We start from the raw sequence: 23,588 nt of genomic DNA on the forward strand, positions 1-23,588 counted from the left end.
GGTCACACCTGTTCCCATACCGAACACAGAAGTTAAGCTCAATAGCGCCGAAAGTAGTTGGAGGATCGCTTCCTGCGAGGATAGGACGTCGCGATGCAACTTGAAACCACACCCAACTCGGGTGTGGTTTTCTTTTTGTCTTAAAATAAAGTAAAACATCGGTGCAGAAGGCCGATGCACCCAGGCGACTTAATCTCGTGCTAAAATAGCCAGGTTATGTGTTAAAGTACAGCCACCAATGATACGTAATAAAGCAGACTGGGAATGTCGGAGGTTTTAGACAAATAGCTGCTATGATAAAAAACGAAAGGAGCGAACGGTGCGATGAAAGTCTCATATCATGTCAAACAAGGTCATAACCAGATTAGTGATGATCAACGTGCTGTTGAGATTCCAGTCGTTTTGGCTGTGATAACGCATGTAATCGATTTATTTGCGCCGCTATCAGATACGGCCTTAAAGTATATTGGCTATTTAGCGATTGCTTTAGTGGCACTGGCAATCTTTCGCTTTTTAATTACGGTATTCATGTATTGGGCATTGAGTCGGTGGCGCAATAAAAATCCGGATAACTATCAAAACCAAGATTATGTGTTCGAGATAGACAATGGGATGACGCGAGATACACAGACTGAGTACGAGACAATTATTGTTGAGGCTGAGCAGTATTATAAGGCATACAGAGGACTGGTCATCAAGGGTATTGTAGAAATTCTAATTATGTTGATCATTGTCTTTCTAATCAAATAAATCGTTCCAGGCGTCAATCTGCTAAAACAAACTTGGCAGATTGACGCCGCTTTTGTTTTGTAAAGAATAATCTTACAAAACTAATATCTAATCTAAACAGAACCCCGGCAAAGCCGCTACAAATTACCTCTATACTAATAAGTGTCGTAGGGGAGAACGTCTCTAACTGCTACTACTACCAAGCTTCGAACCTGCGACCTAACTCGAATAATATCTAGTCAAACGTTAGGAGATTGTCATGAAGGGTAAGTTGTATCTTGCTGTGGGGAGTTCTGTTGCATTAGTATTAGCCGGGGGATTGGTGAGTGGAGGTGCTGTTCATGCAGCCTCTGATAGCCGCGTCATGGCGGTTGGGTCAACAGCCCTACAACCGTTAGCTGCGCAGGCTGCCGAAATGTTTGGAGAGAAACATGCCGGTGTAAATGTCGTTGTTCAAGGTGGTGGATCAGGTGCCGGTCTAAGCCAAGTTGGTAAAGGCGGTGTCACAATTGGTAATTCTGATATTTTTGCTAGCCAAAAAGATGGTGTTGATGCAAAGAAGTTGAAGGACCATAAGGTGGCGGTTGTCGGTATCGCACCAGTTGTGAATGATGATATTAAAGTTAAGTCGTTAACGATGGATCAGTTACGTGATATCTTCTCAGGTAAGATTACGAACTGGAAGGACGTTGGCGGTCAAGATGAAAAGATTGTCCTAATTAATCGTGCGCAAGGTTCAGGTACTCGGTTCACATTCGAACACGAAGTCATGAACGGTGAGGATACAAAGACTGCCCAAGAGCAAGACGATAACGGAGCAGTTCAAAAAATTGTCAGCAAGACACCGGGTGCTATCTCATACCTGGCCTTCTCATATACGAGTGGGCCAAATGCCAAGGGCTTACGAACGCTATCAATTGATAAAGTTTCCCCAACTGATAAAAATGTCCGATCAAATAAGTGGCAAATTTGGGCATACGAGCATATGTATACGGTAAAGAAGACAGACAAGAATACCAAGGCCTACATTAAGTTCGTGAAATCTTCAGCAATGAAGAAGACCATTAAGAAACTTGGGTACATTCCAGTTTCTGATATGAACGTTGTTAAGAACGCTGACGGTGATGTTAAGAAAAGTAAATAAGTAAATGAAATAATTGCCGGCCAGTGAGTCGGCATTTTTTTTGGAATTTTTTGTGTGTTAGCCGTCTATAGTCAGTGGAGGTGGTAGTACAAGAATGGATGAATCAGATTTCTATGGTCGCTTGGTACCTGTGCGACGCGACCAAATAGAAGCACTACCTGCGGGAGCCGTGACGATACCAGCCATTAAAGATGGTATATGCCAGCGGTGTGCCACAAAAATTGATGCGATATGGCGCACACCAGCAAGTGCCTACTGTTGGGCTTGTGCAAATTTAGGTCGGTTGTCAGATGACCAATTTTTGGCAACTATACCAGAGCCAAATGTCTTTGAAACGGATGCAATGCCCTGTCAGTGGCAAGGTGAGTTAACGCCGGCTCAACACCGAGTGGCAGATGAACAGGTACAGGCACTTAAAGCAGGGCGTTCACACTTAACCTATGCAGTAACCGGAGCGGGAAAGACCGAAATGCTGTTTCCGATGTTGACATCGGCTTTACAGGCAGGAAAGCGCATTGCCTTAGTATCACCGCGGGTGGATGTGATTGTGGAGTTAGCGCCACGTTTGCGTGATGCGTTTAAAACGGATTTCGTGGTTCTCTATGGCGATTCACCAGAGACGTATCGTTATACACAGTTGGTATTAGCCTCTACGCACCAGTTGCTGCGTTTTCAGGCAGCATTTGATGTGATTGTTGTGGATGAAGTGGATGCGTTCCCTTACGCTGAAAATGCGCAATTAGAAGGTGCCGTACAGCGAGCAACTAAGCCACAAGGGTGTCATTTTTATCTTACGGCAACCCCAAGTGGGCGACTATTGCGCGAAGTTAGCAAACAACGATTGCTGATTAGTTTGTTGCCCCGCCGGTATCATGGGCAACCGCTACCAAATTTTTCGATTATTAAGATTGGTAATTGGCGCAAAAAATTATCGTGGCGTATTCAGCGCATTCTCCGTGCGTATGTTATATCAAAACAACGCTTTTTAATTTTTGTGCCCCATGTTGCTGATTTAACCGCAACACTGAACGAGATAACGCGGTTGCAACCATCGCTTAAAATTGCGGCGACACATGCTGGCGACCCTGACCGGCAGGCGAAGGTACAGGCGATGCGAGCAAGTGAGTTGCAAGTATTGATTACGACAACCATCTTGGAACGTGGGGTGACGTTTAAGGGCATTGATGTGATTATTTTAGGCGCTGACGACCCTGTCTTTAGTCAAGCAGCTTTGATTCAAATTGCAGGACGTTGTGGACGCAGCGCTTCTCGGCCAACCGGTAAAGTTTGGACAGGGGTTACCGAACGAACGCGAACGGTGATCCAAGCCCGGAACGAGATTCGGTATTTAAACATGAAAGGAAAACAGTATGACGTGTGAATTGTGCGGGCGGGTACAGCAAGTTGAATGGTCTTTAGCTGATTTTTTCATCTTTCATCAGCCAAAGATGTTATCAATTTGCGAAGTGTGTCGACACCAGTTCACGCGGATTACGGGACCAGTGTGTGCTGAATGTGGCTGTCAAAGCCAAATTTCACCCTGTGCTGAGTGCGAGATTTGGCTAGCAGCAGGATACCCGCCTATTCATAATCAAGCTTTATTTGCCTATGATGAGCAGATGCAACAGTACTTTAAGCAGTATAAGTTTCAAGGTGGTTATCATTTAAGGGATGTGTTTCAGGAGACGCTCGCGCAAAGGTTGGTTAAAGTTGCACCGACTATGATTGTGCCAATCCCAATAACAGCGGAGACACAAAGCCAACGTGGTTTCAATCAAGTGAGTGCGTGGTTAGAAAAATGTGAAATAAATGAAATTTTAACTTGTATCTCAACCAGTAAGGCGGTACAATCTATGAAAACACGGCGGGAGCGTTTACAGACAACGCAGCCGTTCTGCCTCGTCACAGAAAATCTTGATTTAACTGGACAAAGAATTTGTATAGTTGATGATGTTTATACGACAGGACGCACGTTACGTCACGCAACGTCGTGTTTGTATGAAAGTGGTGCGACCCAAATATGCACAGTCACGTTAGCAAGATGATATGTTCATGAAGAGAGTATGAAAACGCTTTCTTTTATTGTCATATTGGTGTTACAATATAGTTACCGAAAGGACATCTAGACCGATACTTTGGGAACTGCGTGATCACGTGTTATGGGGACATAGCATCACGCAAATCTAGTCAGACAGGAGACAGGATTATGCTAGAATTTAAGGTACGTGGTGAAAACATTGAGGTCACTGATGCAATGACCGACTACATCGAGAAGCGTTTGTCACGCTTGGAGCGTTACTTGAACGATGACGCAAAGTATGTTGCCCACGTTAACGTTCGTTCATACAAGGAAGGTACGTTCAAGACTGAAGTTACGATCCAATTGCCATACTTGTTGTTGCGTGCTGAAGATACGCAAGCCGACATGTATCAAACAGTTGATTTCGTTTCTGAAAAGTTGGAGCGTCAAATTCGTAAGTACAAGACTAAGGTCAACCGTAAGTCACGTGAGAAGGGCTACAAGGGTATTGAAGAATTGGACTTTGCAGCTGCACCGGAAGAACTTGAGGCAGAAGAGTCTGAAGCCTTGGACATTGTACGCACAAAGCATGTTGCTTTGAAGCCAATGGATGCTGAAGAAGCAGTTTTGCAAATGGAATTGTTGGGCCACGAGTTCTTCATTTTCCAAGATGCTGAAACTGATACGGCTGCTGTCGTATACAAGCGTCGCGATGGCAAGTATGCCTTGTTGGACACTGAAGCATAATTACTAAGAGATTAGGCGTTACGCATAAAACCTATAATAAAGTGGTGTGGTTATGGGACACGGCACATTAAAAATAAAACCGCTGATTGATGATAGGGCATCGATCAGCGGTTTTTGTTTGATACGGGCGTTGACATAAAGTAAGTGAGAGTTTACAATCAAAACTGTTAGAAAACAATGAGAAACAAAGCGATCAGGAAAGTATTTATCGTTCGCCAAACAGAGAGCTGTTGGTTGGTGTGAAACAGTTGGGGAGACGACAAAGAAAATGGCCTGTGATTGGAAATCGTAAGTGGCAAGTTCATGAGCGATTTACGGGTTGGTCTCCGTTAACAGACACGCGTATCGTCATCGCATCATGTCGCGCTCTGACCGCACGTTGTAAGGTTGACTCGGGTAACTGGGGCAATAAAGATAGAATGGTAACACGACAAGCTCGTTTCTATTCCAGTGAGTAACTGGGGAGGAACGGGCTTTTTTGCATAGAAAGGAATAGACAAATGACAGCACTAAACTTCGATACAATCGCACTTCACGGTGGCTACACGCCCGACGCTGAGGCCCACGCAACCAGCGTGCCAATTTATCAAACCACCTCGTATGTTTATGACAGCGCAGAAGACGCTGCAGAACAATTTGCTTTGGATAAGCCCGGACAGCTGTACACTCGTTTTACGAATCCAACGACCGAAGTACTTGAAAAGCGTTTGGCTGAGCTTGAAGGTGGTGTTGGGGCCGTTGCGGTGGCATCGGGAATGGCAGCGATTAATTATGCGCTAGAAAATATCACGGTTGCGGGTGATCATTTGGTTGCTGCGAACACGCTATATGGTGGGACCCACAACTTGTTGGCGACAGCGTACCCTCGGCGCGGCGTGACCACGACATTTGTGGATATCGATGATTTGGCAGCAGTCAAGGCGGCCGTTCAGCCGAATACAAAGGCACTTTACATTGAGTTAATTGGTAATCCAAATTCAAACATCGCAGATTTACGCGCCTTAGCCGAAGTTGCCCATGCATCTGGTATTCCATTGATTGTGGATAATACATTTGCAACAGCGTACCTTAATCGTGTATTTGATTTTGGCGCTGATATTGTCGTTTACTCTGCCACGAAATTCCTATCAGGTCACGGGGCCGCGTTGGGTGGCATCGTGGTCGATAGCGGTCATTTTGACTGGACGCAAAATGACAAATTCCCGGGTCTAACAGAACCTGACGAAAGTTATCACGGGTTAGTGTATACCGAAAAGTTTGGCACCGCTGCATACGTCAATCGGATTCGTTATAATTTGTTGCGGGATTCTGGGGCAACCTTATCTCCTTTTAATGCCTGGTTAATTTTGCTGGGACTAGAGACATTATCATTGCGTGTGCAACGCCACGTTGACAATGCCCAGAAAATTGCTGAATTCTTAGCCCAACATCCGGCTGTGGCGTGGGTAAATTATGCGGGATTACCTGACAGCCCATACTATGAGTTGGCGCAAACATACTTACCAAAGGGACCGGGATCAATCTTCACCTTTGGGGTTGTTGGTGGGGCGTCAGCTGGTCGAAAAGTCTTGGATAGTGTCCAAGTCTTTACGCACTTCGCTTCGTCTGGTGAAGGGAAATCATCAATTTTGCATCCGGCCTCAACCTCACATGCGCAACTAAGTCCGGCAGAACTGTTGGCGTCAGGGACCCGACCTGAAACGCTCCGTTTATCAGTTGGAATTGAGGACGTGGCTGATCTGATTGCGGATCTTGACCAGGCGTTGCAGTTGGCGGTAAATGAATCATAATTGTTTGCCCACCGATGTATGAGGTGGGCTTATTTTGTGGTGGCGAACTGGTATAATAAAAGCATTGTTTAAAAAGTTAACCGCCTAAATGGCAAGAGGAGATTTATTCATGGCTAAGATGAAGTTCGTGTCACCACAACAATATGCAACTAACTTGGGTCAAGTTATCCAATCAACTGAAGATGCTGGTAACAAGGTTGCACCATTCTTCGAGAAGCTTGATGATGCCATTAAGGCTGACCAAGTTGCGGACATGCCAAAGGCTGATTTCCAAGAAATTTCAGTTGAATTTGATGAGGCAGTGGCAGTGTACAAGGATGCATCAGCTAAGATTAACGCCATGGCTGCACCCGTTCGTTTGATGGGCTTGCACCAATCAATGAAGAAGACGTTTACGGAATACGCTGCTGCGACTGAAGCAATGGCCGAATCATTGAACGTTGCTGACCAATCAATCGATATGGACAAGTTCAAGCAATCAGAGGCTGATCAAGACTCATTGATGGAGAAGTTCTTGGTACAAGTACGTCGTATTTTGACGACGGCAATGTAATGACGACGGTGGAAAACGACGCACTGACAATTGATATTGCGAGTGCAGTAGCAAAAGAATTAGCGTTGCCACTAACGAAAGTGACGGCGACGTCAGAATTATTGGCCGATGGGAATACGGTGCCATTCGTGGCGCGTTACCGTAAGGAAGTCACGGGAAATTTGGATGAAGTTCAAATCCGTGATATCCAGGCAGTGACGAAGCGTTTAGAAGATTTGCAAGCACGTAAGCAAACCGTTCAAAAGGCAATTGCTGAGCAAAAGGCGATGACGCCTAACTTGTTGAAAGCTTTGGCGGCGGCTGAAACGATGCAAGCAGTTGAAGATATTTATCTGCCTTATAAGCAAAAGCGCCGTACCAAGGCAACGATTGCTAAGGAAGCCGGATTGATGCCATTGGCACAATTGGTGCAAAAGTTTCCAACGACTGGCTTGCAAGCCGAGGCGGCAAAGTTTGTGAACCCAGAGAAAGACTTGCCTGATATCGCGGCAGTTATGGCCGGCGTGCATGAAATTTTTGCGGAAGTGATTGGTGAAAATGCAGGGTTACGCGATTGGACACGTAAGTACACGCGTGATAATGGTCACCTAGTTTCAAAACTGAAGCGTGGTGCGAGTGACAAGGATACCCAAGAAGTCTTTAAGCTGTACTATGAGTTCAGTATGCCAATCAGCAAAGTGGCAAACCACCAAATCTTGGCCATCAACCGTGGTGAGAATGAAGGCGTTTTGTCGGGTAGTATCGAAGCGGACGCTGAAGCGATTGCCCGTTATTTGAAGTTCCGTTTGGTTGGTTCAAAAACGGGTGAGGCAGCCGATGTTTTGGTCGCGGCGGCCAATGACGCCTATAAGCGCTTTATTGGTCCCGCTATTGAACGCGAATTGCGTAAAGAGCTTTTCGAACGGGCAGCTGGGGATGCAATCAAGGTCTTTGGTACGAATTTGTATCACCTACTTATGGCAGCTCCGTTGCGTGGTCGGGTTGTACTAGGATTCGACCCAGGGATTCGAACTGGTTCAAAGTTGGCTGTGGTTGATGAAAACGGTAAGTTCCTGGAAAAGGCGGTTATCTATCCGCACCGCGCTGCCAAGTACGATCCGCAGGGGGCCAAAGAGGCGATTATCAAGCTAGTTAAGCAGTATGGTGTTTCACTGGTAGCGATTGGTAACGGGACGGCATCGCGTGAGTCACAAACGTTTATTGCGGACATTATCAAGTCAGACTTACCTGATTTGCAATACGTAGTAGTTAATGAGTCCGGGGCGTCTGTCTATTCAGCTAGCGATGTGGCGCGAGAAGAGTTCCCAGACCTGCAGGTTGAGCAACGTTCAGCAATTTCAATTGCCCGTCGTTTGCAAGACCCCATGGCAGAACTCATTAAAATTGATCCGCAGGCAGTTGGCGTGGGGCAATATCAGCACGATCTGCCAACCAAAGAGCTCGATGCTGAATTGGATGCGGTCCTGGAAACGGCCGTTAACCAGGTTGGCGTTAACTTGAATACGGCTTCACCACAATTGTTGACTCATATCGCTGGTTTGACGAAAACCACGGCAGCTAATATTGTGACGTATCGTGACGAGAATGGTCAATTTACATCACGAGCGCAATTAAAGAAGGTGCCAAAGCTTGGTCCTAAGGCCTTTGAACAGGCTGCTGGGTTCTTGCGTTTACCAGATGCTAAGAATGCGTTGGATAACACGGATATTCACCCTGAGTCATACAAAATTGCGGAAGCCTTGTTGAAAGAGGCGGGTGTGACAACGCCGGGAGCTGAAGCTGGTCAAGCGTTGCGGCGCTTTAATAACCAAGCTACGGCTGATCGACTTGGGGTTGGGTTACCAACTTTGCAAGACGTGATTGCCTCGCTAGGTAATCCAGGACGTGACTTACGTGACGATGCACCAGGAGCGGTCTTGCGTTCGGATGTGTTGTCATTGAAGGATTTGAAGCCGGGGATGCAGTTGCAAGGAACCGTACGTAACGTGGTTGACTTCGGTGCCTTTGTCGACTTAGGTGTCCACGAAGATGGCCTGGTCCACATTTCACGGATGGCCAAGCGAATGGTCAAGAATCCACATGAGATCGTGGCCGTTGGTGACATTGTGACGGTTTGGGTCGTTGACGTGGATGTAAAACGTGAACGTATCGGTCTGTCGATGGTTGCACCAAAGGAAAATTAAGCAAAAGAGCGAGCAGAATTGTTCGCTCTTTTTTGATGCAACCGGGTATAATAGCAACAATGAGGAGGAATGAAAACATGGCATTTTTAGACGTATTAAGTAAGGCCGCAAAAACAACCGGTAACGTGGTGTCGGAAATTGGCGCACAGGCACAAAAGGATGGGGAGTATCTCGCTGATCCTGAGAATCAAGCTAAAATTAATGCAAAGGTTGATGAAATCAAGGATAAGGTGACCGGTCTGTTCGCGAAGGACAAGACAGAACAACAAGCGGAAGAACCGGTTGAACCAGAAGAACGTAAGGACGTCACACCGGCTGATGAAGACATCGTGCTAAAGTATGAGGATGTTGCAGAACCAGATAAGCAACCAGAAGTCTTGCAACCGCGTCAGCACAAGGATGACGAGATCTAAGCGACTTGCATATCATCGGTATATCTGATAATATAATCTGTGCTGATAGTTTTAGCACAGACATGCGGTTGTGGCGGAATTGGCAGACGCGCAGGATTAAGGATCCTGTGGTAGAGATACCGTGCGGGTTCGACCCCCGCCAATCGCATAAAACATAAAATCCCATCAATTTGGTTTTGCCGAATTGATGGGATTTTTTTGTTCAAAAAGCCAGCAAATGTCAAAAAATAACTCAGCACTAAGCAAGAAACACCCTTTTTAGAAAGCGCTTACATAATACAATAGACCTCGTAGAAAGATTGTTACGATACGGGGGGTTACATCATGGATAAGCATGGTTGGCTGTTTAAGGCATCGTTGTTATCAATTGCGACGTTGACGAATGCAGCTGCAGCAGTACAGGTAACAGTACCAATGATTATGAAGGATTTACCAAACCAGTCGCAAGCGTCGATTGAATTATTGATGTCAGTGACGAGTTTTGGTATTCTGCTATTTATTTTATTGTCTAACTTTTTAACACGGCTGATTGGTAACAAAAAGACAGTGGTATTAGGTGTGGCAATCGCTGTGATTGCGGGGGTTATTCCCATGTTCACGGAAAACTACGCGGTCTTATTGGCGTCACGTTTCATGTTTGGTGCTGGTGTAGGATTGTTTAATTCATTAGCGATTTCATTGATTTCGATTTACTACGAAGGCAAAGAACGTGATCGCTTGATTGGTTTTGAGAATGCCGCCGCAGCCGCTGCAACAACCATCTTTACTTGGTTGGTCGGTTATCTGATGTCATTTGGTTGGCACATGACGTTTGGCGTGTATGCATTAGGCGTGATTCCACTGATTATGTTTGGTTTGTTTGTTTCAGACAAAACGCCAACGGTTACAGGTGCCTCAACGTCAACGGTTAGTACGCAAAAGCCAAAGCTGAACGCGACGATGATTGGCTATGGCATCTTTATGTTTATTTTGTTCGTGACGTACTTTGGGATGACCGTTAAAATTGCGCCCCTATTCGAACAAGCCGGTTATGGGACAGCTGCTGAAGCAAGTTTGATTTCAGGTATTAGCGCCGCTACAGGTTTTGTCGCGGGGGTAATTTTTGGAACAATTAAGCAAATTTTGGGTCGCTATATGATTGGTTTGGGTACTTTAGCAGGGGCCGTGATGGTGCTGGTCTTAAGTATGAGTCAAAACCTGATTTTGTCGGGGGTAGCGATTGCAGTTTATGGCTTGGCCTTTGGTATGGCAGTGCCAGCCATTTACTCAGCCGTAGCAGCCAAGACGGACGAAGCATCACAAAATTTGGGCTCAACGATTTTGCTAGTTGCCGTTAATATGGGGGTTTTCTTGAGCCCATATGTGTTCCAACTAATTGCTTCGGCGTTCGGAGACACTTCAGCGCTGTTTAGTATGCGCGTTGATGGTTTGATGGTGCTGGCATTAGCTGTCATTACTTTGGTGACTGCATCTTTGCAGAAGCCAGAACGCGCACCAAAACCAGTGCATGCAAAGTAGGGGATGATCATGACGAAAAATTATTTAGCAATCGATGTTGGGGGGACCCGGTTAAAGGTGGGCTTGATTGACCGCGCCGGAAATATCATTGAAAAGTATAACGAACGCACCGTAACGACTGGATTGCCTGAATTCCTAGTTCAGTTACACCAGGTAATTGATCGGTATGCTGGCCAAATTCGAGGGGTGGCATTCAGTGTGCCTGGTAAAGTTGCCCATCCAACAGACACAATCAAAGGTGGGGGCGCGTTGACCTTTATGGACGGGGTTAATCTACGGGATGAGCTCCAACTTGATTTACCAGTAGCGGTCGAAAATGATGGTAAAGCAGCCGCGCTAGCTGAACTATGGCTTGGTGAGTTAAACGATGTGGCAGATGGTATGGCGATTGTCCTCGGCACCGGTGTCGGTGGCGGATTAGTTCTGAATGGTGAGCTAGTATACGGCACGCACTATCAAGCCGGTGAGCTAAGCTTTATCTTTGGCCAGATTGAAACAGGGATGGAGACTTCAATTGGATTGCACGGGTCTGCCGTTGAGATGATTAAGCGCATCGGGACCCAGTTGCAATTGCCAGAAATTGATGATGGGTTGACCGTCTTTGAACACATTAATGCGGGTGAGCCAGCAGCGAATGAAATTTTTGATGCGTATGCGAATCAAATTGCCCTATTAATTCAAAACATTCAAGCGATAACCGATATTCAACGGATTGTGATCGGTGGGGGTATTTCCGCGCAACCAATCGTCGCTGAACGCATCCGCGAAAAGTACCTTGCGTTCTTTAACGGTAATGAACTGGTGAAGGCGACGTTGACACCAGCTGAAATTGTCGCCGGTAAATTTGCCAACGATGCGAACTTATTCGGCGCCGTTTATCACTTACTCATGCAACTTAATCAGGAGGTATAAGAATATGTACAAGTCAACAATGCCAACAGGATTCCCCGAGAACTTTCTTTGGGGTGGTGCAACTGCCGCCAATCAATACGAAGGAGCCTGGCAGGCTGACGGCAAGGGAATTAGCACCGCAGAAGTGGTGATGAAGGCTGAAAAGCGAACGGAAATGAACTTGGGTAATATTACCCTTGCAGACATTGAAGTGGCTATCGCTGATGCAACGGATGAAAATTATCCGAAGCGACGTGGGGTTGATTTCTATCATCGTTTTGAAGAGGATTTGGCCTTGATGCACGAACTAGGAATTAAGGCATTTCGTTTGTCGTTGGCCTGGACACGTATTTTCCCGAATGGGGATGAGACCACGCCAAATGAAGCGGGCTTGGCATTTTATGATAAGGTTTTTGATAAGATGGCCGAATATGGTATCGAGCCCGTGGTGACCTTGTCCCACTACGAAAGCCCAATTCACCTAACCGTTACGCGAAACGGTTGGTTGGATCGAGCCACGATTGCTGACTTTAATCGCTTTACTGAAACGGTCTTTAAGCGTTATAAGGGCAAGGTGACCTATTGGTTAACATTTAATGAAATCAATACAGGTACGTTTGGTTTCCACGAAACTGGTGTGGTTGATGCCGGCTTGCCGTTTGATGATCAACTACAATTACGTTATCAAGCGTTGCATCACCAATTTGTTGCCAGTGCAATTGCGACCAAGCAATTGCATGAGATTGATCCAGACGCACAAATTGGATCGATGTTGGCACGCATGCAAACGTATGCGGCAACGCCAAATCCAGCCGATGTGCGGGCAGCCCAATTGGCAGACGAACTAAACCTATTCTTTACCGATGTGCAGGTGCGTGGTGAATATCCAGAATACATGAACCGCTATTTTGCAACGCATGGCATCAAGATTGACATGGCTGACGAAGATGAGGCGATTCTTTTGGCCAACCCAGTTGATTTCTTGAGCTTTAGTTACTACATGACAACGGTGACGAGTGCGACTGATGGGGAGGCCGAAACACTCGGTAATATGGCAACTGGTGGTCGTAACCCTTATTTGGCTGCCTCTGATTGGGGCTGGCAAATTGACCCAGTTGGGTTGCGGATTACGCTGAATGAGCTTTGGGACCGTTATCGTGTGCCATTGTTTATTGTTGAAAACGGCCTGGGTGCCGTTGATGAAATTGCAGCTGATGGTCAAATTCATGATCAATACCGCATTGATTATTTGCGTCAACACATTGAACAAATGCGTGAGGCAATTATCGACGGTGTTGACCTAATGGGTTACACCATGTGGGGCATTATTGACCTCGTTTCATTCTCAACCTCAGAAATGTCAAAGCGTTATGGGATGGTCTACGTCGATCAAGACGACGCCGGGAACGGGACGTTGAACCGACAAAAGAAGGATTCCTTTGATTGGTACCAACGCGTTATCGCAACGAATGGGACCGCATTGGATTAGTGAAATTAGCAAGGTGTTCAAGCGATTGGACGCCTTGTTTTTTATGTTTAATGCAGCCGTATCGCTTTTTGACCTCAGACAAGTTATTTTTTGCGCTCATTTATAAATCTTATTGTAAACGCTTACATAAAGATGCTAACATGTAGTCAGTGATACGGATTGTAACCAAAATTGAACTGGGCAAGACCGAATGATAAGTATTGAAATCACGTGGCATGCAGGCACGGGCTTATTGTTTGGTCTTTTCTATTGGGAGGATATTGATGCTGATCAAGAAAATTTTCAATAATAATGTCTTACTGGCTGAAGACAAGCAGCAAGATATTGTGGTTATAGGCCGTGGCATTGGATTTCAAAAGAAGCGAGGTGATGCTGTTGAAGAAGCATTAATTGATACGCGGTACTTGCCGCAGGATGAACATTGGGGCCGGACGTTTAACGATTTAGCTAGTGAAATCTCACCGCTGGTTATCGAGATGGCGTCGAATATTTTGCGTCATGCAGAGGCCCAATTACACACAACGTTCAACACATATCTATTGGTGTCGTTGGCTGATCACATCAGTTATGCCATCGAAAAAGCCAAACAGCAAATTGTGGTGCATAACAACTTACTATGGGAAACCCGTCATTATTATCCGATGGAATATCAAATTGGGGAGTGGGCCGTCGCGGCGATTCTTGAACAAACCGGCGTGGCGCTACCTGACGATGAGGCGGGGTTCATTGCATTGAAGTTTGTCGATAAGCAGAATGGCTATTTGGCAAATGAACGCGCGAGTCAAATCACAACGTTAATCAGTGATGCGTTGACCATTATCCGCTATGCGGTTGGACAGACGATTGATGAAAATGATATTAATTATCAACGCTTGCTTGTTCATTTACGATTTTTCTTAGATCGTTTATATGACGAAGAAAATCGTACGGGTAATGCAAATATCGATGCGGTCATGTTACAGCACGTCCAACGGTCATATCCAAACGCGTATGACTTGGCCGACAAAGTGATTGCCTACATCGAAGATAAGACCCATAAACAAGTTGCTGAAAATGAACGTATTTATCTAACGGTACACTTGAATCGTGTACTGCAATCGACCTTAGCGCAATAGTTAGGGCCAATTAAATCTCACAATGGGATTGTTACTATTTAATTAGGCAAAACCCGCAAGAAAGCACGCTATGTGACGTGTTTTCTTGCGGGTTTTGTGTTTCAAAAAGGGGAAACGTGATGGATTACGAGGGGTTAGCAAAAGAAATTTTGACGGACGTTGGTGGTCAGGAAAACATCAACACGGCGTGGCACTGTGCCACCCGCTTACGATTTAAGTTGAAGGATGAAGCGAAAGCCCAAACCGAAAAGATTGAGAATCTTGATGGGGTTGTGACAGTTGTGCAATCGGCTGGTCAATATCAAGTTGTGATTGGTAACTCGGTGGCGAATGTTTTTGAACCATTATCAAAGTTGGCTGGTTTGGGAAATGGGGGTGAGTCAGCAACCACAACTGATGAACCAGTTGAAAAGGATTCGCTGATTAATCGCTTCATTGGCTTCATTTCAAGCGTCTTCACGCCATTCTTAGGGGCGATGGCGGGAACTGGTGTGCTGAAAGGATTGTTAACCTTACTCAGCGTGACAGGGGTGCTGAAAGAAACCAGTGGTGCGTATCAAATTTGGTATGCAGCTGCGGATGGCTTCTTCTACTTCTTGCCGGTCTTTCTGGCCATAACGGCGGCACGACGGTTAAAGGTGAACGAGTTTGTGGCGATTGGCTTGGCCGTTGCGTTGTTGTACCCCAATTTGGTTGCAGCAATGGGTGGCAAGACGCAACTCGACTTCTTTGGCATCCCAGTGGTCAGTGCCACTTATAGCTCAAGTGTGATTCCAATTTTGTTGGCAATTTGGTTGCTGTCATATATTCAACCGGTTTTTGATAAGTTCTTCCACGAATCGGTCCGCAATATCTTTACGCCGATGTTCTCACTTGCGTTGCTAATGCCAATTACCGTATTGGCCATTGGACCATTGGGGACCGGTGTTGGAACGGTCTTGTCAGGTGCTGTTGAAGCGATTTACAATGTTGCGCCATTAATTGCGGGTGCCATTATGGGGGCGCTTTGGGAAGTGTTCGTTATTTTTGGGGTGCACTGGACGTTTGTGCCCGTGATTACGAATACGATTGCGGTATCAGGCCATGATCCGTTGCAACCCATTTTGACAGTTGCTGTCATTGCTCAAGCAGGTGCGCTACTAGGTGTCTTCTTGAAGACGAAGAACACGAAGTTGAAGTCATTGTCAGGGTCAGCTACGTTGTCAGCTTTGCTGGGTATCACAGAACCTGGTATTTACGGGGTGACGTTGAAGCTCAAGAAGCCATTTATTTTTGCGGTCATTGGTGGCGCAATTGGTGGGGCCATCGCAGCCGTTGGTGGCGCACAAGCAACCGCTATGACGCTGGTTAGTTTGCTTGGTGTGCCAACGTTTATTGGACCTGGTTTCATGTCTGCAGTTATTGGATTGGGGGTTGGATTTATTATTCCGACGGTACTCACCTATTTCTTTGGTGTGCCAGCTGAAGATCAAACAACCACGGATTTAAATGAAACAGTTAGTGTTGGTGAGCAACTCAATGCACCAATTCAGGGAACCATCCTGCCTTTGTCAGCAGTTAAAGATCCCGTCTTTGCTAGTGAAGCGATGGGTAAGGGACTCGCAATTGTACCGACCAATAATGACTTGGTTGCACCAGCCGATGCAACGGTGGCGGCGGTCTATCCAAGTAAGCACGCCATTGGCTTGGTGACTGATGCGGGTGCGGGTGCAGAAATCTTATTGCATATCGGGATTGATACCGTGCAATTGGACGGCCAACACTTTGAACAATTTGTTGAACAGGGACAGAAGGTTAAAGCAGGTGACAAGTTGGTAACCTTTGATCGTGCTGCGATTGCGGCCGCAGGTTATGATACGACGGTCATGATGATTGTGACTAACACGCCGAACTACACGATTTCAGAAACACCAGAAACTGAGGCTCGTAATGCCTGGGTATTGAATTTACAAACTGTTTAGTCTAATACCGCATGAATTTTAATTCATGCGGTATTTTTTTAAAATTCTGTACACAATACCGGACAACGACTGGTTGTTAATAGATGCACAAATTGGTCGTTTATACGCAAACGCTTACAAAACGTACGAAACTGTGTTTTATCAGCACTTACTAACAGAAAGTGTAAACATGAGATAAAAAACATAATTACATTAATAATTGATTATAAATATGTTTTAGGCGTTAATATTTTACTTTTTATATAAAATAAAAATATCACAATAGATTTGTTTTGTATTCGCTTTTTATTTGTGGTAAAAATAAATTGTATTAATTTTGCAGAATTGAGAGTATTTTGTAAAAAATCGGTTTATTGGCGTGGTGCTCGGCTATCTCAGTGGTTTCGAATCATTGACTGTGTTGGGCGACCTCGTTGTAGGTTAATTAGAGAGTATAGAACTGTGGGGGGTTCACTATGAAAAAAGTGGGAAAGACGCTGGTGTCATCTGTTGAAAGAAAGCGGATGTACAAGGCAAAGAAGATGTGGGTAATTGCAGGCGTTGTTGGCTTAGCTTTTGGTGGTGTTACGCTATCAGATTTTGTGTCGGTTGATCAAAATGGGGTACACATTACCCAACGAACGGCAGATGCAGCGGTTGTGGATAGTCAGATATTTAGTGATGTTGATACAACTGCCGATGTGACTGAACCACTACCAGCAAATCAAGCAACAAATGTTAACTTTACTGTGACAGGAAGTGGTGTTGCCGACCTTTCAGCGGTCAACACAGGTTCACGTGAGGTTGCGCTGCAGGTACCAGCAGGAACGGATATTACGGCTAATGGTCCCATTAGCGTAGATGTTGCGGTTACTGGCGGATTAGGAACTATTCTGGATCCGATTGTTAATGGACTGCAAGGTGTGTTGAATCTTATTGATACACCGCTGACTAAGCCAATAGTTGGGGCGTCTACGGTTGATAAGTTGAACGCAACGCTAGACAATTTGAAAAATGGTGCGATTACAGCACAATATACAATCGATCCAAGTGAAGCAACGGTCACAACCTTGCCGGATGGTAGTCAATATTTGGCAGTGAATATTGATGGTGGACTAGGGACGGCATTAAGCCAAACGTTGAGTGGTACGCTGTCAGACTTGTTGGACACCTTATCAAGTATTAATTTGTTGGGCGTTGTTAATTTGGACCCGGTTTTGAGTCCATTGGTTGATAATTTGTTAACACCATTAATTAGCGAGTTGACCACCGGAACAGGTGATACGGTTAATCAGTTAGTTGATTTATCTATCCTTGGTAGCACTACGGTAACGATTCCAACGCAAGTTACGCCAGATGGCACGCAAGACTCTGTTTCGGTAAAGGGAGCCATTGCACGGTCAGAATTGATTAACGTTGACTTGTTTGCAAATGCAGCTGGCACGACACCATTGCAAGTTGATACGACCGGTACAGACTTGGCTACCGCAAAGGCTGATGCAACAGCGGCCATTGAAGCGATGAAGTATCTGACCGACGAAGAAAAGGCGGCTTATAAGCAACAGGTAGCCGATGCGACAACAGCGGATGCAATTGATGCAGTTGTTGCGGATGCCACCGCGCAAAACTTGGCGAATGCAAAGGACTGGGCAACAACGGAAATTGGTGGTTTGACCAACTTAGATGATGCGGGCAAGCAAACTTACCTCGATCAATTGCCAGGTGCTACAACGGTTGAAGCCGTCGAACAAATCGTTGAAGATGCGCGAAATGCTACAGGTACTGACTTGACTGCCGAAAAGGCTGACGCAACGGCAGCGATTGATGCGATGAAGTATCTGACGGATGAAGAAAAAGCCGACTATAAGCAACAAGTAACTGATGCGACAACCGCGGATGCCATCGACGCAATCGTAACTGACGCAACCGCAAAAAATTTGGCGAACGCAAAAGACTGGGCGACGGACGAGATTAATGGTTTGACGAACTTGGATGATGCGGGCAAGAAGACCTATACAGATCAATTGCCAGATGCAACGACCGTTGAAGCAGTTGAACAAATCGTTGAAGAAGCCCGTAACGCTACAAGTACTGATTTGACCGCTGCGAAGGCTGATGCGACAGCGGCTATCGACGCAATGAAGTATCTGACAGACGAGGAGAAAGCCAACTATAAGCAACAGGTATCTGACGCCACAACCGCAGATGCGATTGATGGAGTTGTATCTGATGCCACAGCGCAGAACTTGGCGAACGCAAAGGAATGGGCCACGACTGAGATTAATGGTTTGACGAACTTGGATGATGCGGGTAAGAAGACCTATACAGATCAATTACCAGGTGCTACAACGGTTGAAGAAGTTGAACAAATCGTTGAGGATGCGCGTAATGCCACAAGTACTGATTTGACCGCTGCGAAGGCCGATGCTACGGCAGCGATTGATGCGATGAAGTATCTGACAGACGAAGAAAAGGCTGACTATAAGCAACAAGTAGACGATGCCACAACTGCGGACGCCATCGACGCCATCGTAACTGACGCAACCGCAAAAAATTTGGCGAATGCAAAAGACTGGGCGACAGATGAGATTAATGGTTTGACGAATCTGGATGATGCGGGCAAGAAGACCTATACAGATCAATTACCAGGTGCTACAACAGTTGAAGCAGTTGAACAAATCGTTGAAAATGCACGCAATGCCACGAGTACAGATTTAACTGCTGCGAAGGCTGACGCAACAGCAGCCATCGATGCGATGAAGTATCTGACGGACGAAGAGAAAGCCGACTATAAGCAACAAGTAACTGATGCGACAACAGCGGACGCGATTGATGCAGTTGTTGAGGATGCCACAGCGCAGAACTTGACGAACGCGAAGGAATGGGCCACGACTGAGATTAATGGTTTGACGAACTTGGATGATGCGGGTAAGAAGACCTATACAGATCAATTACCAGGTGCTACAACGGTTGAAGAAGTTGAACAAATCGTTGAGGATGCGCGTAACGCCACAAGTACTGACCTGACTGCCGAAAAGGCTGACGCAACGGCGGCCATCGATGCGATGAAGTATCTGACAGACGAGGAGAAAGCCGACTATAAGCAACAGGTATCTGACGCGACAACCGCGGATGCAATCGACGCAATCGTATCTGATGCCACAGCGCAGAACTTGACGAACGCAAAGGACTGGGCGACGACAGAAATTAGTGGTTTGACGAATTTGAATGATGCAGATAAGCAGACGTATCTTGATCAATTGAAGGATGCTACGACTGTTGAAGCCGTCGAACAAATTGTTGAGGATGCACGTAACGCCACAAGTACCGACCTAAGCGATGCGAAGGCTGACGCAACTGCAGCTATTGATGGGATGAAGTATCTGACTGACGAAGAAAAGGCGGCTTATAAGCAACAAGTAGACGACGCCACAACCGCGGATACCATCGACGCAACCGTAACTGACGCCACAGCGCAGAACTTGACGAACGCAAAGGACTGGGCGACGACAGAAATTAGTGGTTTGACAAACTTGGATGACGCGGGCAAGCAGACGTATCTTGATCAATTGCCTAATGCCACAACGGTTGAAGCAGTTGAACAAATTGTTGCAAATGCAAAGGCCGCGACTGAAAATCCGGATGATGGCGGAACGACCCCAGGCGATGGCGGAACGACCCCAGGCGATGGCGGAACGACCCCAGGCGATGGCGGAACGACCCCAGGCGATGGTGGTACAACCCCAGGTGGTGATGGCACGACTCCAGGCGGTGATGGCACAACCCCAGGTGGTGATGGCACAACTCCAGGCGATGGTGGCACAATTCCAGGTGATGGTGGCACAACCCCAGGTGGTGATGGAACAACACCGGGTGATAGTGGCACGACCCCAGGCGATGGTGGCACAACCCCAGGCGGTGATGGCACAACTCCAGGCGATGGTGGCACAATTCCAGGTAGTGATGGCGCCTCAGCACCAGTTGCTACAGATGTTATTGCACCAACTGGCGATACAGGCGCAGCTCCGGTAGCTTTGGAAAATGCAGATGTAGCTGGTGCAAACAACGGTGGTGCTACCGGCGCGGTACATGCGAGCGATAATGCTGGTATACCCGCGGTCGCCTCAACAGATGGCAGTGCGAATGGCGGTAACTCTACTGACACTTCGACAAGTGGCGTGCCAACTGCTTCAACACCAGTAACGATGAATACTAATGGTGTTGGCACAGACAGTACACCGACTGGTGGCAGTCTTGCCTACACGGCGGATACATTACTACAAGACGCTAAAAATGCAGCTAATGGGGATGTTGATAAGATGACGGGCTTGTCAGATGCTGAAAAGCAAGGGTACAAGGATCGTATTAATTCAGCAACGACGCCTGATGAAGTCAAAGCTATTTTGAGCGATGCACAAAATCAAAATGATAGCCAAATTAAGGCTGATAAATTAGCCGATAAGAAAAAAGCAGCAATTGCTGAAATTAATAAAATGCAGCATTTGTCTGATGAACAAAAACGAGACTTTATTGACCGTGTCGATGACGCTCGTACTGTTAACGGTGTTGACCGTATCTTGAATCAAGCACGTGAACAAAACGTTGAAAAAGAAGTAGCTGATGCACCTGAAAGTGAAAGTGCCTTTAACATTTGGCCATATATGATTGCGTTGTTGCTAGGTAGCACCGCAATTCTAGCTTGGGTAAATCGTGGTAACTCAAACGATTAAGTCGTAAGCAGCTATAAAGCTAAGAGAACCAGTTTAACTGCTGGTTCTTTTTTATCGAGTATTATTTTCCGGATTTCTGACATACAGGAAATAAATCAGTTTACAATATTACGTATGATTTAAAGAGGAGTTGGCGAAATGAGTAAAGGGTTTATTGCCGGTGTTGCAACGGCATTAGTAGTTGTTGCGGTTGGTGGCGCAGGGGCGTACGCGGTTGTACAACATCAGTCACAACAGAAAGCGTTGCAAACGGAGCAAGCGAAAACACGGTCGATGTCAGCGAAGTTGGCTTCCGCACAAGTTAAGCAATCATCTACTAAAACACAAACATCGCAAACGGTAGCCTCATCGGCATCTGTGGCATCATCAGCTAGTTCATCATCACGGCAGTCACCAAATGATATTTTTGATAACTTGCCTCAGAAGACACAATTAGCACTGATAATTACGGCAGCGTGGAATGATGGTAATCCTTATATGAACACGCATTACGGTGTGTACATGGGGACGGCAAACAAGATTGTTATCTATGATTATGGTGAGGGCGCAGGCGGTTGGCCGGATCACGTTGCCCGTTTTGTGGATAATCATGATGGATCGTTCACGGTAGCTTGGCCGCATACGACGACTGATAATGCATCGGCAAATTCGGATAACACCACATGGCAAGATCATTCAACAATCACGAAAGCGGATATGCTGGCGCGCTTCTATGCTACGGATGCTGAAAAGGCAACCGTAACAGCAGTTGAAGAGGAATTGGATTTGTCGACAATCAACAAGGCGTTTGATTTATTGCCTGCTTAAGTAAGTGATTAAAGCGTAAAGGAGACGATGTTCATCATCGGCTCCTTTTTTTTAGGCTGGATATCATATTGAGTAAAGTGATTATTCTTGACCAACCAGTCAAAAAAGCAATATAATAATATTGAACGAACGGTCAAGAAAAAGGAGGCGGCATGGCAAGACAACGAAACTTTGACAAAGCAGCGATTGCGAAACAATTGATGCCGGTTTTCATTACCCGTGGGTATGAAGGTGCATCGGTGTCGGAACTTGTAGCAGCATCCGGCTTATTACGGGGCAGCTTATATGCGGCATACGGTAGTAAGTTAGGAATTTTTGTGGCCGGTCTACAACAGTTACCGACGCTTGATGCATTAACTGAGCAAGAATTGGATTTTTTGATTGTTGCGTTACTAGAAGTTGCACCGAATAATCCAGTGGTGAAGAACTTTTTACAGGATTACTTGGTGGACATTGATACAGAACAATTAGCGGTTAAGATCGGTTTACAGATATTAGCAAAGGCAAAATGATAGGGGGATATCATGGCAATTAATTCAGTAACGTTTGGGGAACAAACACTAACAATTACAATTAATGGACTAGACAAGATGTGGAGCTTCAAAAGTAATTTGGTAATCCCGTATACACATATTGCGGGAGCAACACTAGATAATGAAGCGTTGGCAGAACCAAAGGGGATGAAATGGCCTGGTTTGCGTGTGCCGGGTAAGTATGCGGGGACCTTCATTTTAGAGGGTGAAAAAACGTTCTATAATGCTGAAATCGGTGGCAGCGACGTCATCGTTGTGCAACTTCATGATGAGGAATACGTTCGTTTAGTATTGAGCGTAGATGATGGCGTTGATATTGTTAATACCATCAACCAACACGTCATGTAAAGATTCTCGTGTGGCCGGTCCAAGGCATATCATTTAACATTTGAACGAATTAAGCGTAGGCTAGAGGTATCCAACGGCTACGAAAGGAGTTCAACGTTATGGACGCAATGGAGAAGGCACAACGGATCGAAAATTGGTTGCAGCAAAATGGCTCAGTACAGGTGATGGTTGCAGAATTCATGACCAAAAATCCGCCGGTGACGGTACAAGAATTTTTGGCCACGAATGATTGCAGCAATAAGCCTGAAACGGGTCTTGAGGGGATTTTGACGCAAGAGGGGCTTTGGTACGATTTGCGTGGATCACACAGCATGATGCTGAATGCGTTGGCAGCGCGTGATTTAAACACGACAATTGAAGACTACATTAAGTCGGTACCAAAGGTTTGCTACACGGCAATGACGGCATATGCCATGAAAATTACAGGCGCAATGAGTGTACACAATGGTGTGCAACAATACGCGAATGACATGACGCCAGCGCAGCGTAAAGCGTTGGATGAATTTGCGACGGCAGGTTTAATTACGGTTAAGCCTGAACCGGTGCGGATTCCACCAAGAATGAAGGTGCAATTCGTGAAGTTGGTACAGCGACAAAGACAAGTACTCGCGGCTAACTAGAGAAAGAGGCCTAATGAA

The 23,588-nt window shown here is 46.0% G+C and carries 18 protein-coding genes, 1 tRNA gene, 1 rRNA gene, 2 pseudogenes and 1 other annotated feature; all 22 genes and pseudogenes read left to right on the forward strand.

Features of this window, described 5'->3' with window-relative positions; genetic code table 11:
* A 5S ribosomal RNA gene (gene rrf, locus ACJ28U_RS01460) occupies nt 1-97 on the forward strand; the annotation flags it as partial.
* A 227-nt stretch (nt 98-324) separates the two neighbouring features.
* On the forward strand, nt 325-750 hold the full coding sequence (locus ACJ28U_RS01465) for a hypothetical protein (RefSeq protein ID WP_099088337.1): 426 nt from the start codon (nt 325-327) through the stop codon (nt 748-750).
* A 238-nt stretch (nt 751-988) separates the two neighbouring features.
* Nucleotides 989-1,873, forward strand: a complete 885-nt coding sequence (locus ACJ28U_RS01470; protein ID WP_099088336.1) for a phosphate ABC transporter substrate-binding protein PstS family protein — start codon at nt 989-991, stop codon at nt 1,871-1,873.
* Nucleotides 1,874-1,967: 94 nt separating this feature from the next.
* Nucleotides 1,968-3,254 carry a DEAD/DEAH box helicase gene (locus ACJ28U_RS01475; protein WP_407618169.1) on the forward strand — a complete coding sequence of 429 codons (1,287 nt, stop codon included), beginning with the start codon at nt 1,968-1,970 and terminating at the stop codon, nt 3,252-3,254.
* Nucleotides 3,244-3,918, forward strand: a complete 675-nt coding sequence (locus tag ACJ28U_RS01480) for a ComF family protein (RefSeq protein WP_407618170.1) — start codon at nt 3,244-3,246, stop codon at nt 3,916-3,918. The genes ACJ28U_RS01475 and ACJ28U_RS01480 overlap by 11 nt, the downstream gene beginning before the upstream one ends.
* 161 nt (nt 3,919-4,079) lie before the next feature.
* A complete protein-coding gene (gene hpf / locus ACJ28U_RS01485; RefSeq protein ID WP_010374259.1) occupies nt 4,080-4,640 on the forward strand; it encodes a ribosome hibernation-promoting factor, HPF/YfiA family in 561 nt (186 codons plus the stop codon).
* A gap of 180 nt (nt 4,641-4,820) precedes the next feature.
* Nucleotides 4,821-5,087 (forward strand) — a binding site (T-box leader).
* Nucleotides 5,088-5,140: 53 nt separating this feature from the next.
* Nucleotides 5,141-6,430 carry an O-acetylhomoserine aminocarboxypropyltransferase/cysteine synthase family protein gene (locus tag ACJ28U_RS01490; protein ID WP_407618171.1) on the forward strand — a complete coding sequence of 430 codons (1,290 nt, stop codon included), beginning with the start codon at nt 5,141-5,143 and terminating at the stop codon, nt 6,428-6,430.
* Nucleotides 6,431-6,539: 109 nt separating this feature from the next.
* A complete protein-coding gene (locus tag ACJ28U_RS01495; RefSeq protein ID WP_043709240.1) occupies nt 6,540-6,983 on the forward strand; it encodes a hypothetical protein in 444 nt (147 codons plus the stop codon).
* Nucleotides 6,983-9,166 carry a Tex family protein gene (locus ACJ28U_RS01500; RefSeq protein WP_407618172.1) on the forward strand — a complete coding sequence of 728 codons (2,184 nt, stop codon included), beginning with the start codon at nt 6,983-6,985 and terminating at the stop codon, nt 9,164-9,166. Before ACJ28U_RS01495 ends, ACJ28U_RS01500 begins: the two co-directional genes overlap by 1 nt.
* A gap of 77 nt (nt 9,167-9,243) precedes the next feature.
* The gene (locus ACJ28U_RS01505; protein ID WP_407618173.1) at nt 9,244-9,579 is read left to right on the forward strand and encodes a hypothetical protein; all 336 of its coding nucleotides are present in this window, start codon (nt 9,244-9,246) and stop codon (nt 9,577-9,579) included.
* Between the two features lie 64 nt (nt 9,580-9,643).
* Nucleotides 9,644-9,727: transfer RNA gene (locus ACJ28U_RS01510), tRNA-Leu, on the forward strand.
* Nucleotides 9,728-9,903: 176 nt separating this feature from the next.
* Nucleotides 9,904-11,097 (forward strand): MFS transporter, encoded by a 1,194-nt coding sequence (locus ACJ28U_RS01515; RefSeq protein WP_407618174.1) that lies wholly within the window; start codon nt 9,904-9,906, stop codon nt 11,095-11,097.
* 9 nt (nt 11,098-11,106) lie between these two features.
* Nucleotides 11,107-12,009, forward strand: a complete 903-nt coding sequence (locus ACJ28U_RS01520) for an ROK family protein (RefSeq protein WP_108729990.1) — start codon at nt 11,107-11,109, stop codon at nt 12,007-12,009.
* A gap of 4 nt (nt 12,010-12,013) precedes the next feature.
* Nucleotides 12,014-13,477 carry a glycoside hydrolase family 1 protein gene (locus tag ACJ28U_RS01525; RefSeq protein WP_407618175.1) on the forward strand — a complete coding sequence of 488 codons (1,464 nt, stop codon included), beginning with the start codon at nt 12,014-12,016 and terminating at the stop codon, nt 13,475-13,477.
* Between the two features lie 263 nt (nt 13,478-13,740).
* Nucleotides 13,741-14,208, forward strand: a pseudogene (locus ACJ28U_RS01530) (CAT RNA binding domain-containing protein); the annotation flags it as partial.
* Nucleotides 14,209-14,298: 90 nt separating this feature from the next.
* Nucleotides 14,299-14,592 (forward strand): annotated as a pseudogene (locus ACJ28U_RS01535) (PRD domain-containing protein); the annotation flags it as partial.
* 119 nt (nt 14,593-14,711) lie between these two features.
* Nucleotides 14,712-16,553 (forward strand): beta-glucoside-specific PTS transporter subunit IIABC, encoded by a 1,842-nt coding sequence (locus ACJ28U_RS01540; RefSeq protein WP_407618176.1) that lies wholly within the window; start codon nt 14,712-14,714, stop codon nt 16,551-16,553.
* A gap of 455 nt (nt 16,554-17,008) precedes the next feature.
* Nucleotides 17,009-21,262, forward strand: a complete 4,254-nt coding sequence (locus ACJ28U_RS01545) for an adhesive domain-containing protein (RefSeq protein WP_407618177.1) — start codon at nt 17,009-17,011, stop codon at nt 21,260-21,262.
* Nucleotides 21,263-21,400: 138 nt separating this feature from the next.
* Nucleotides 21,401-22,069: a hypothetical protein gene (locus tag ACJ28U_RS01550; protein ID WP_407618178.1), complete on the forward strand. Its 669-nt coding sequence runs from the start codon at nt 21,401-21,403 to the stop codon at nt 22,067-22,069.
* A gap of 152 nt (nt 22,070-22,221) precedes the next feature.
* The gene (locus ACJ28U_RS01555; RefSeq protein ID WP_063083617.1) at nt 22,222-22,581 is read left to right on the forward strand and encodes a TetR/AcrR family transcriptional regulator; all 360 of its coding nucleotides are present in this window, start codon (nt 22,222-22,224) and stop codon (nt 22,579-22,581) included.
* A 12-nt stretch (nt 22,582-22,593) separates the two neighbouring features.
* Nucleotides 22,594-22,950 carry a hypothetical protein gene (locus ACJ28U_RS01560; protein ID WP_043709217.1) on the forward strand — a complete coding sequence of 119 codons (357 nt, stop codon included), beginning with the start codon at nt 22,594-22,596 and terminating at the stop codon, nt 22,948-22,950.
* A 98-nt stretch (nt 22,951-23,048) separates the two neighbouring features.
* Nucleotides 23,049-23,570 (forward strand): hypothetical protein, encoded by a 522-nt coding sequence (locus ACJ28U_RS01565; RefSeq protein ID WP_407618179.1) that lies wholly within the window; start codon nt 23,049-23,051, stop codon nt 23,568-23,570.
* Nucleotides 23,571-23,588 lie beyond the last annotated feature (18 nt).

Origin of the sequence: Weissella sp. MSCH1 (genome assembly GCF_045799135.1) — a bacterium.
Taxonomy (GTDB): domain Bacteria; phylum Bacillota; class Bacilli; order Lactobacillales; family Lactobacillaceae; genus Weissella.

Bases quoted from the DNA above. Each gene is read 5' to 3' on its own strand.
- ACJ28U_RS01520 (WP_108729990.1), top strand. From the start codon at position 11,107: ATGACGAAAAATTATTTAGCAATCGATGTTGGGGGGACCCGGTTAAAG.
- ACJ28U_RS01555 (WP_063083617.1), top strand. From the start codon at position 22,222: ATGGCAAGACAACGAAACTTTGACAAAGCAGCGATTGCGAAACAATTG.
- ACJ28U_RS01525 (WP_407618175.1), top strand. From the start codon at position 12,014: ATGTACAAGTCAACAATGCCAACAGGATTCCCCGAGAACTTTCTTTGG.
- hpf (WP_010374259.1), top strand. From the start codon at position 4,080: ATGCTAGAATTTAAGGTACGTGGTGAAAACATTGAGGTCACTGATGCA.
- ACJ28U_RS01500 (WP_407618172.1), top strand. From the start codon at position 6,983: ATGACGACGGTGGAAAACGACGCACTGACAATTGATATTGCGAGTGCA.
- ACJ28U_RS01565 (WP_407618179.1), top strand. From the start codon at position 23,049: ATGGACGCAATGGAGAAGGCACAACGGATCGAAAATTGGTTGCAGCAA.
- ACJ28U_RS01475 (WP_407618169.1), top strand. From the start codon at position 1,968: ATGGATGAATCAGATTTCTATGGTCGCTTGGTACCTGTGCGACGCGAC.
- ACJ28U_RS01495 (WP_043709240.1), top strand. From the start codon at position 6,540: ATGGCTAAGATGAAGTTCGTGTCACCACAACAATATGCAACTAACTTG.
- ACJ28U_RS01465 (WP_099088337.1), top strand. From the start codon at position 325: ATGAAAGTCTCATATCATGTCAAACAAGGTCATAACCAGATTAGTGAT.
- ACJ28U_RS01470 (WP_099088336.1), top strand. From the start codon at position 989: ATGAAGGGTAAGTTGTATCTTGCTGTGGGGAGTTCTGTTGCATTAGTA.
- ACJ28U_RS01490 (WP_407618171.1), top strand. From the start codon at position 5,141: ATGACAGCACTAAACTTCGATACAATCGCACTTCACGGTGGCTACACG.
- ACJ28U_RS01550 (WP_407618178.1), top strand. From the start codon at position 21,401: ATGAGTAAAGGGTTTATTGCCGGTGTTGCAACGGCATTAGTAGTTGTT.
- ACJ28U_RS01515 (WP_407618174.1), top strand. From the start codon at position 9,904: ATGGATAAGCATGGTTGGCTGTTTAAGGCATCGTTGTTATCAATTGCG.
- ACJ28U_RS01560 (WP_043709217.1), top strand. From the start codon at position 22,594: ATGGCAATTAATTCAGTAACGTTTGGGGAACAAACACTAACAATTACA.
- ACJ28U_RS01540 (WP_407618176.1), top strand. From the start codon at position 14,712: ATGGATTACGAGGGGTTAGCAAAAGAAATTTTGACGGACGTTGGTGGT.
- ACJ28U_RS01545 (WP_407618177.1), top strand. From the start codon at position 17,009: ATGAAAAAAGTGGGAAAGACGCTGGTGTCATCTGTTGAAAGAAAGCGG.
- ACJ28U_RS01505 (WP_407618173.1), top strand. From the start codon at position 9,244: ATGGCATTTTTAGACGTATTAAGTAAGGCCGCAAAAACAACCGGTAAC.
- ACJ28U_RS01480 (WP_407618170.1), top strand. From the start codon at position 3,244: ATGACGTGTGAATTGTGCGGGCGGGTACAGCAAGTTGAATGGTCTTTA.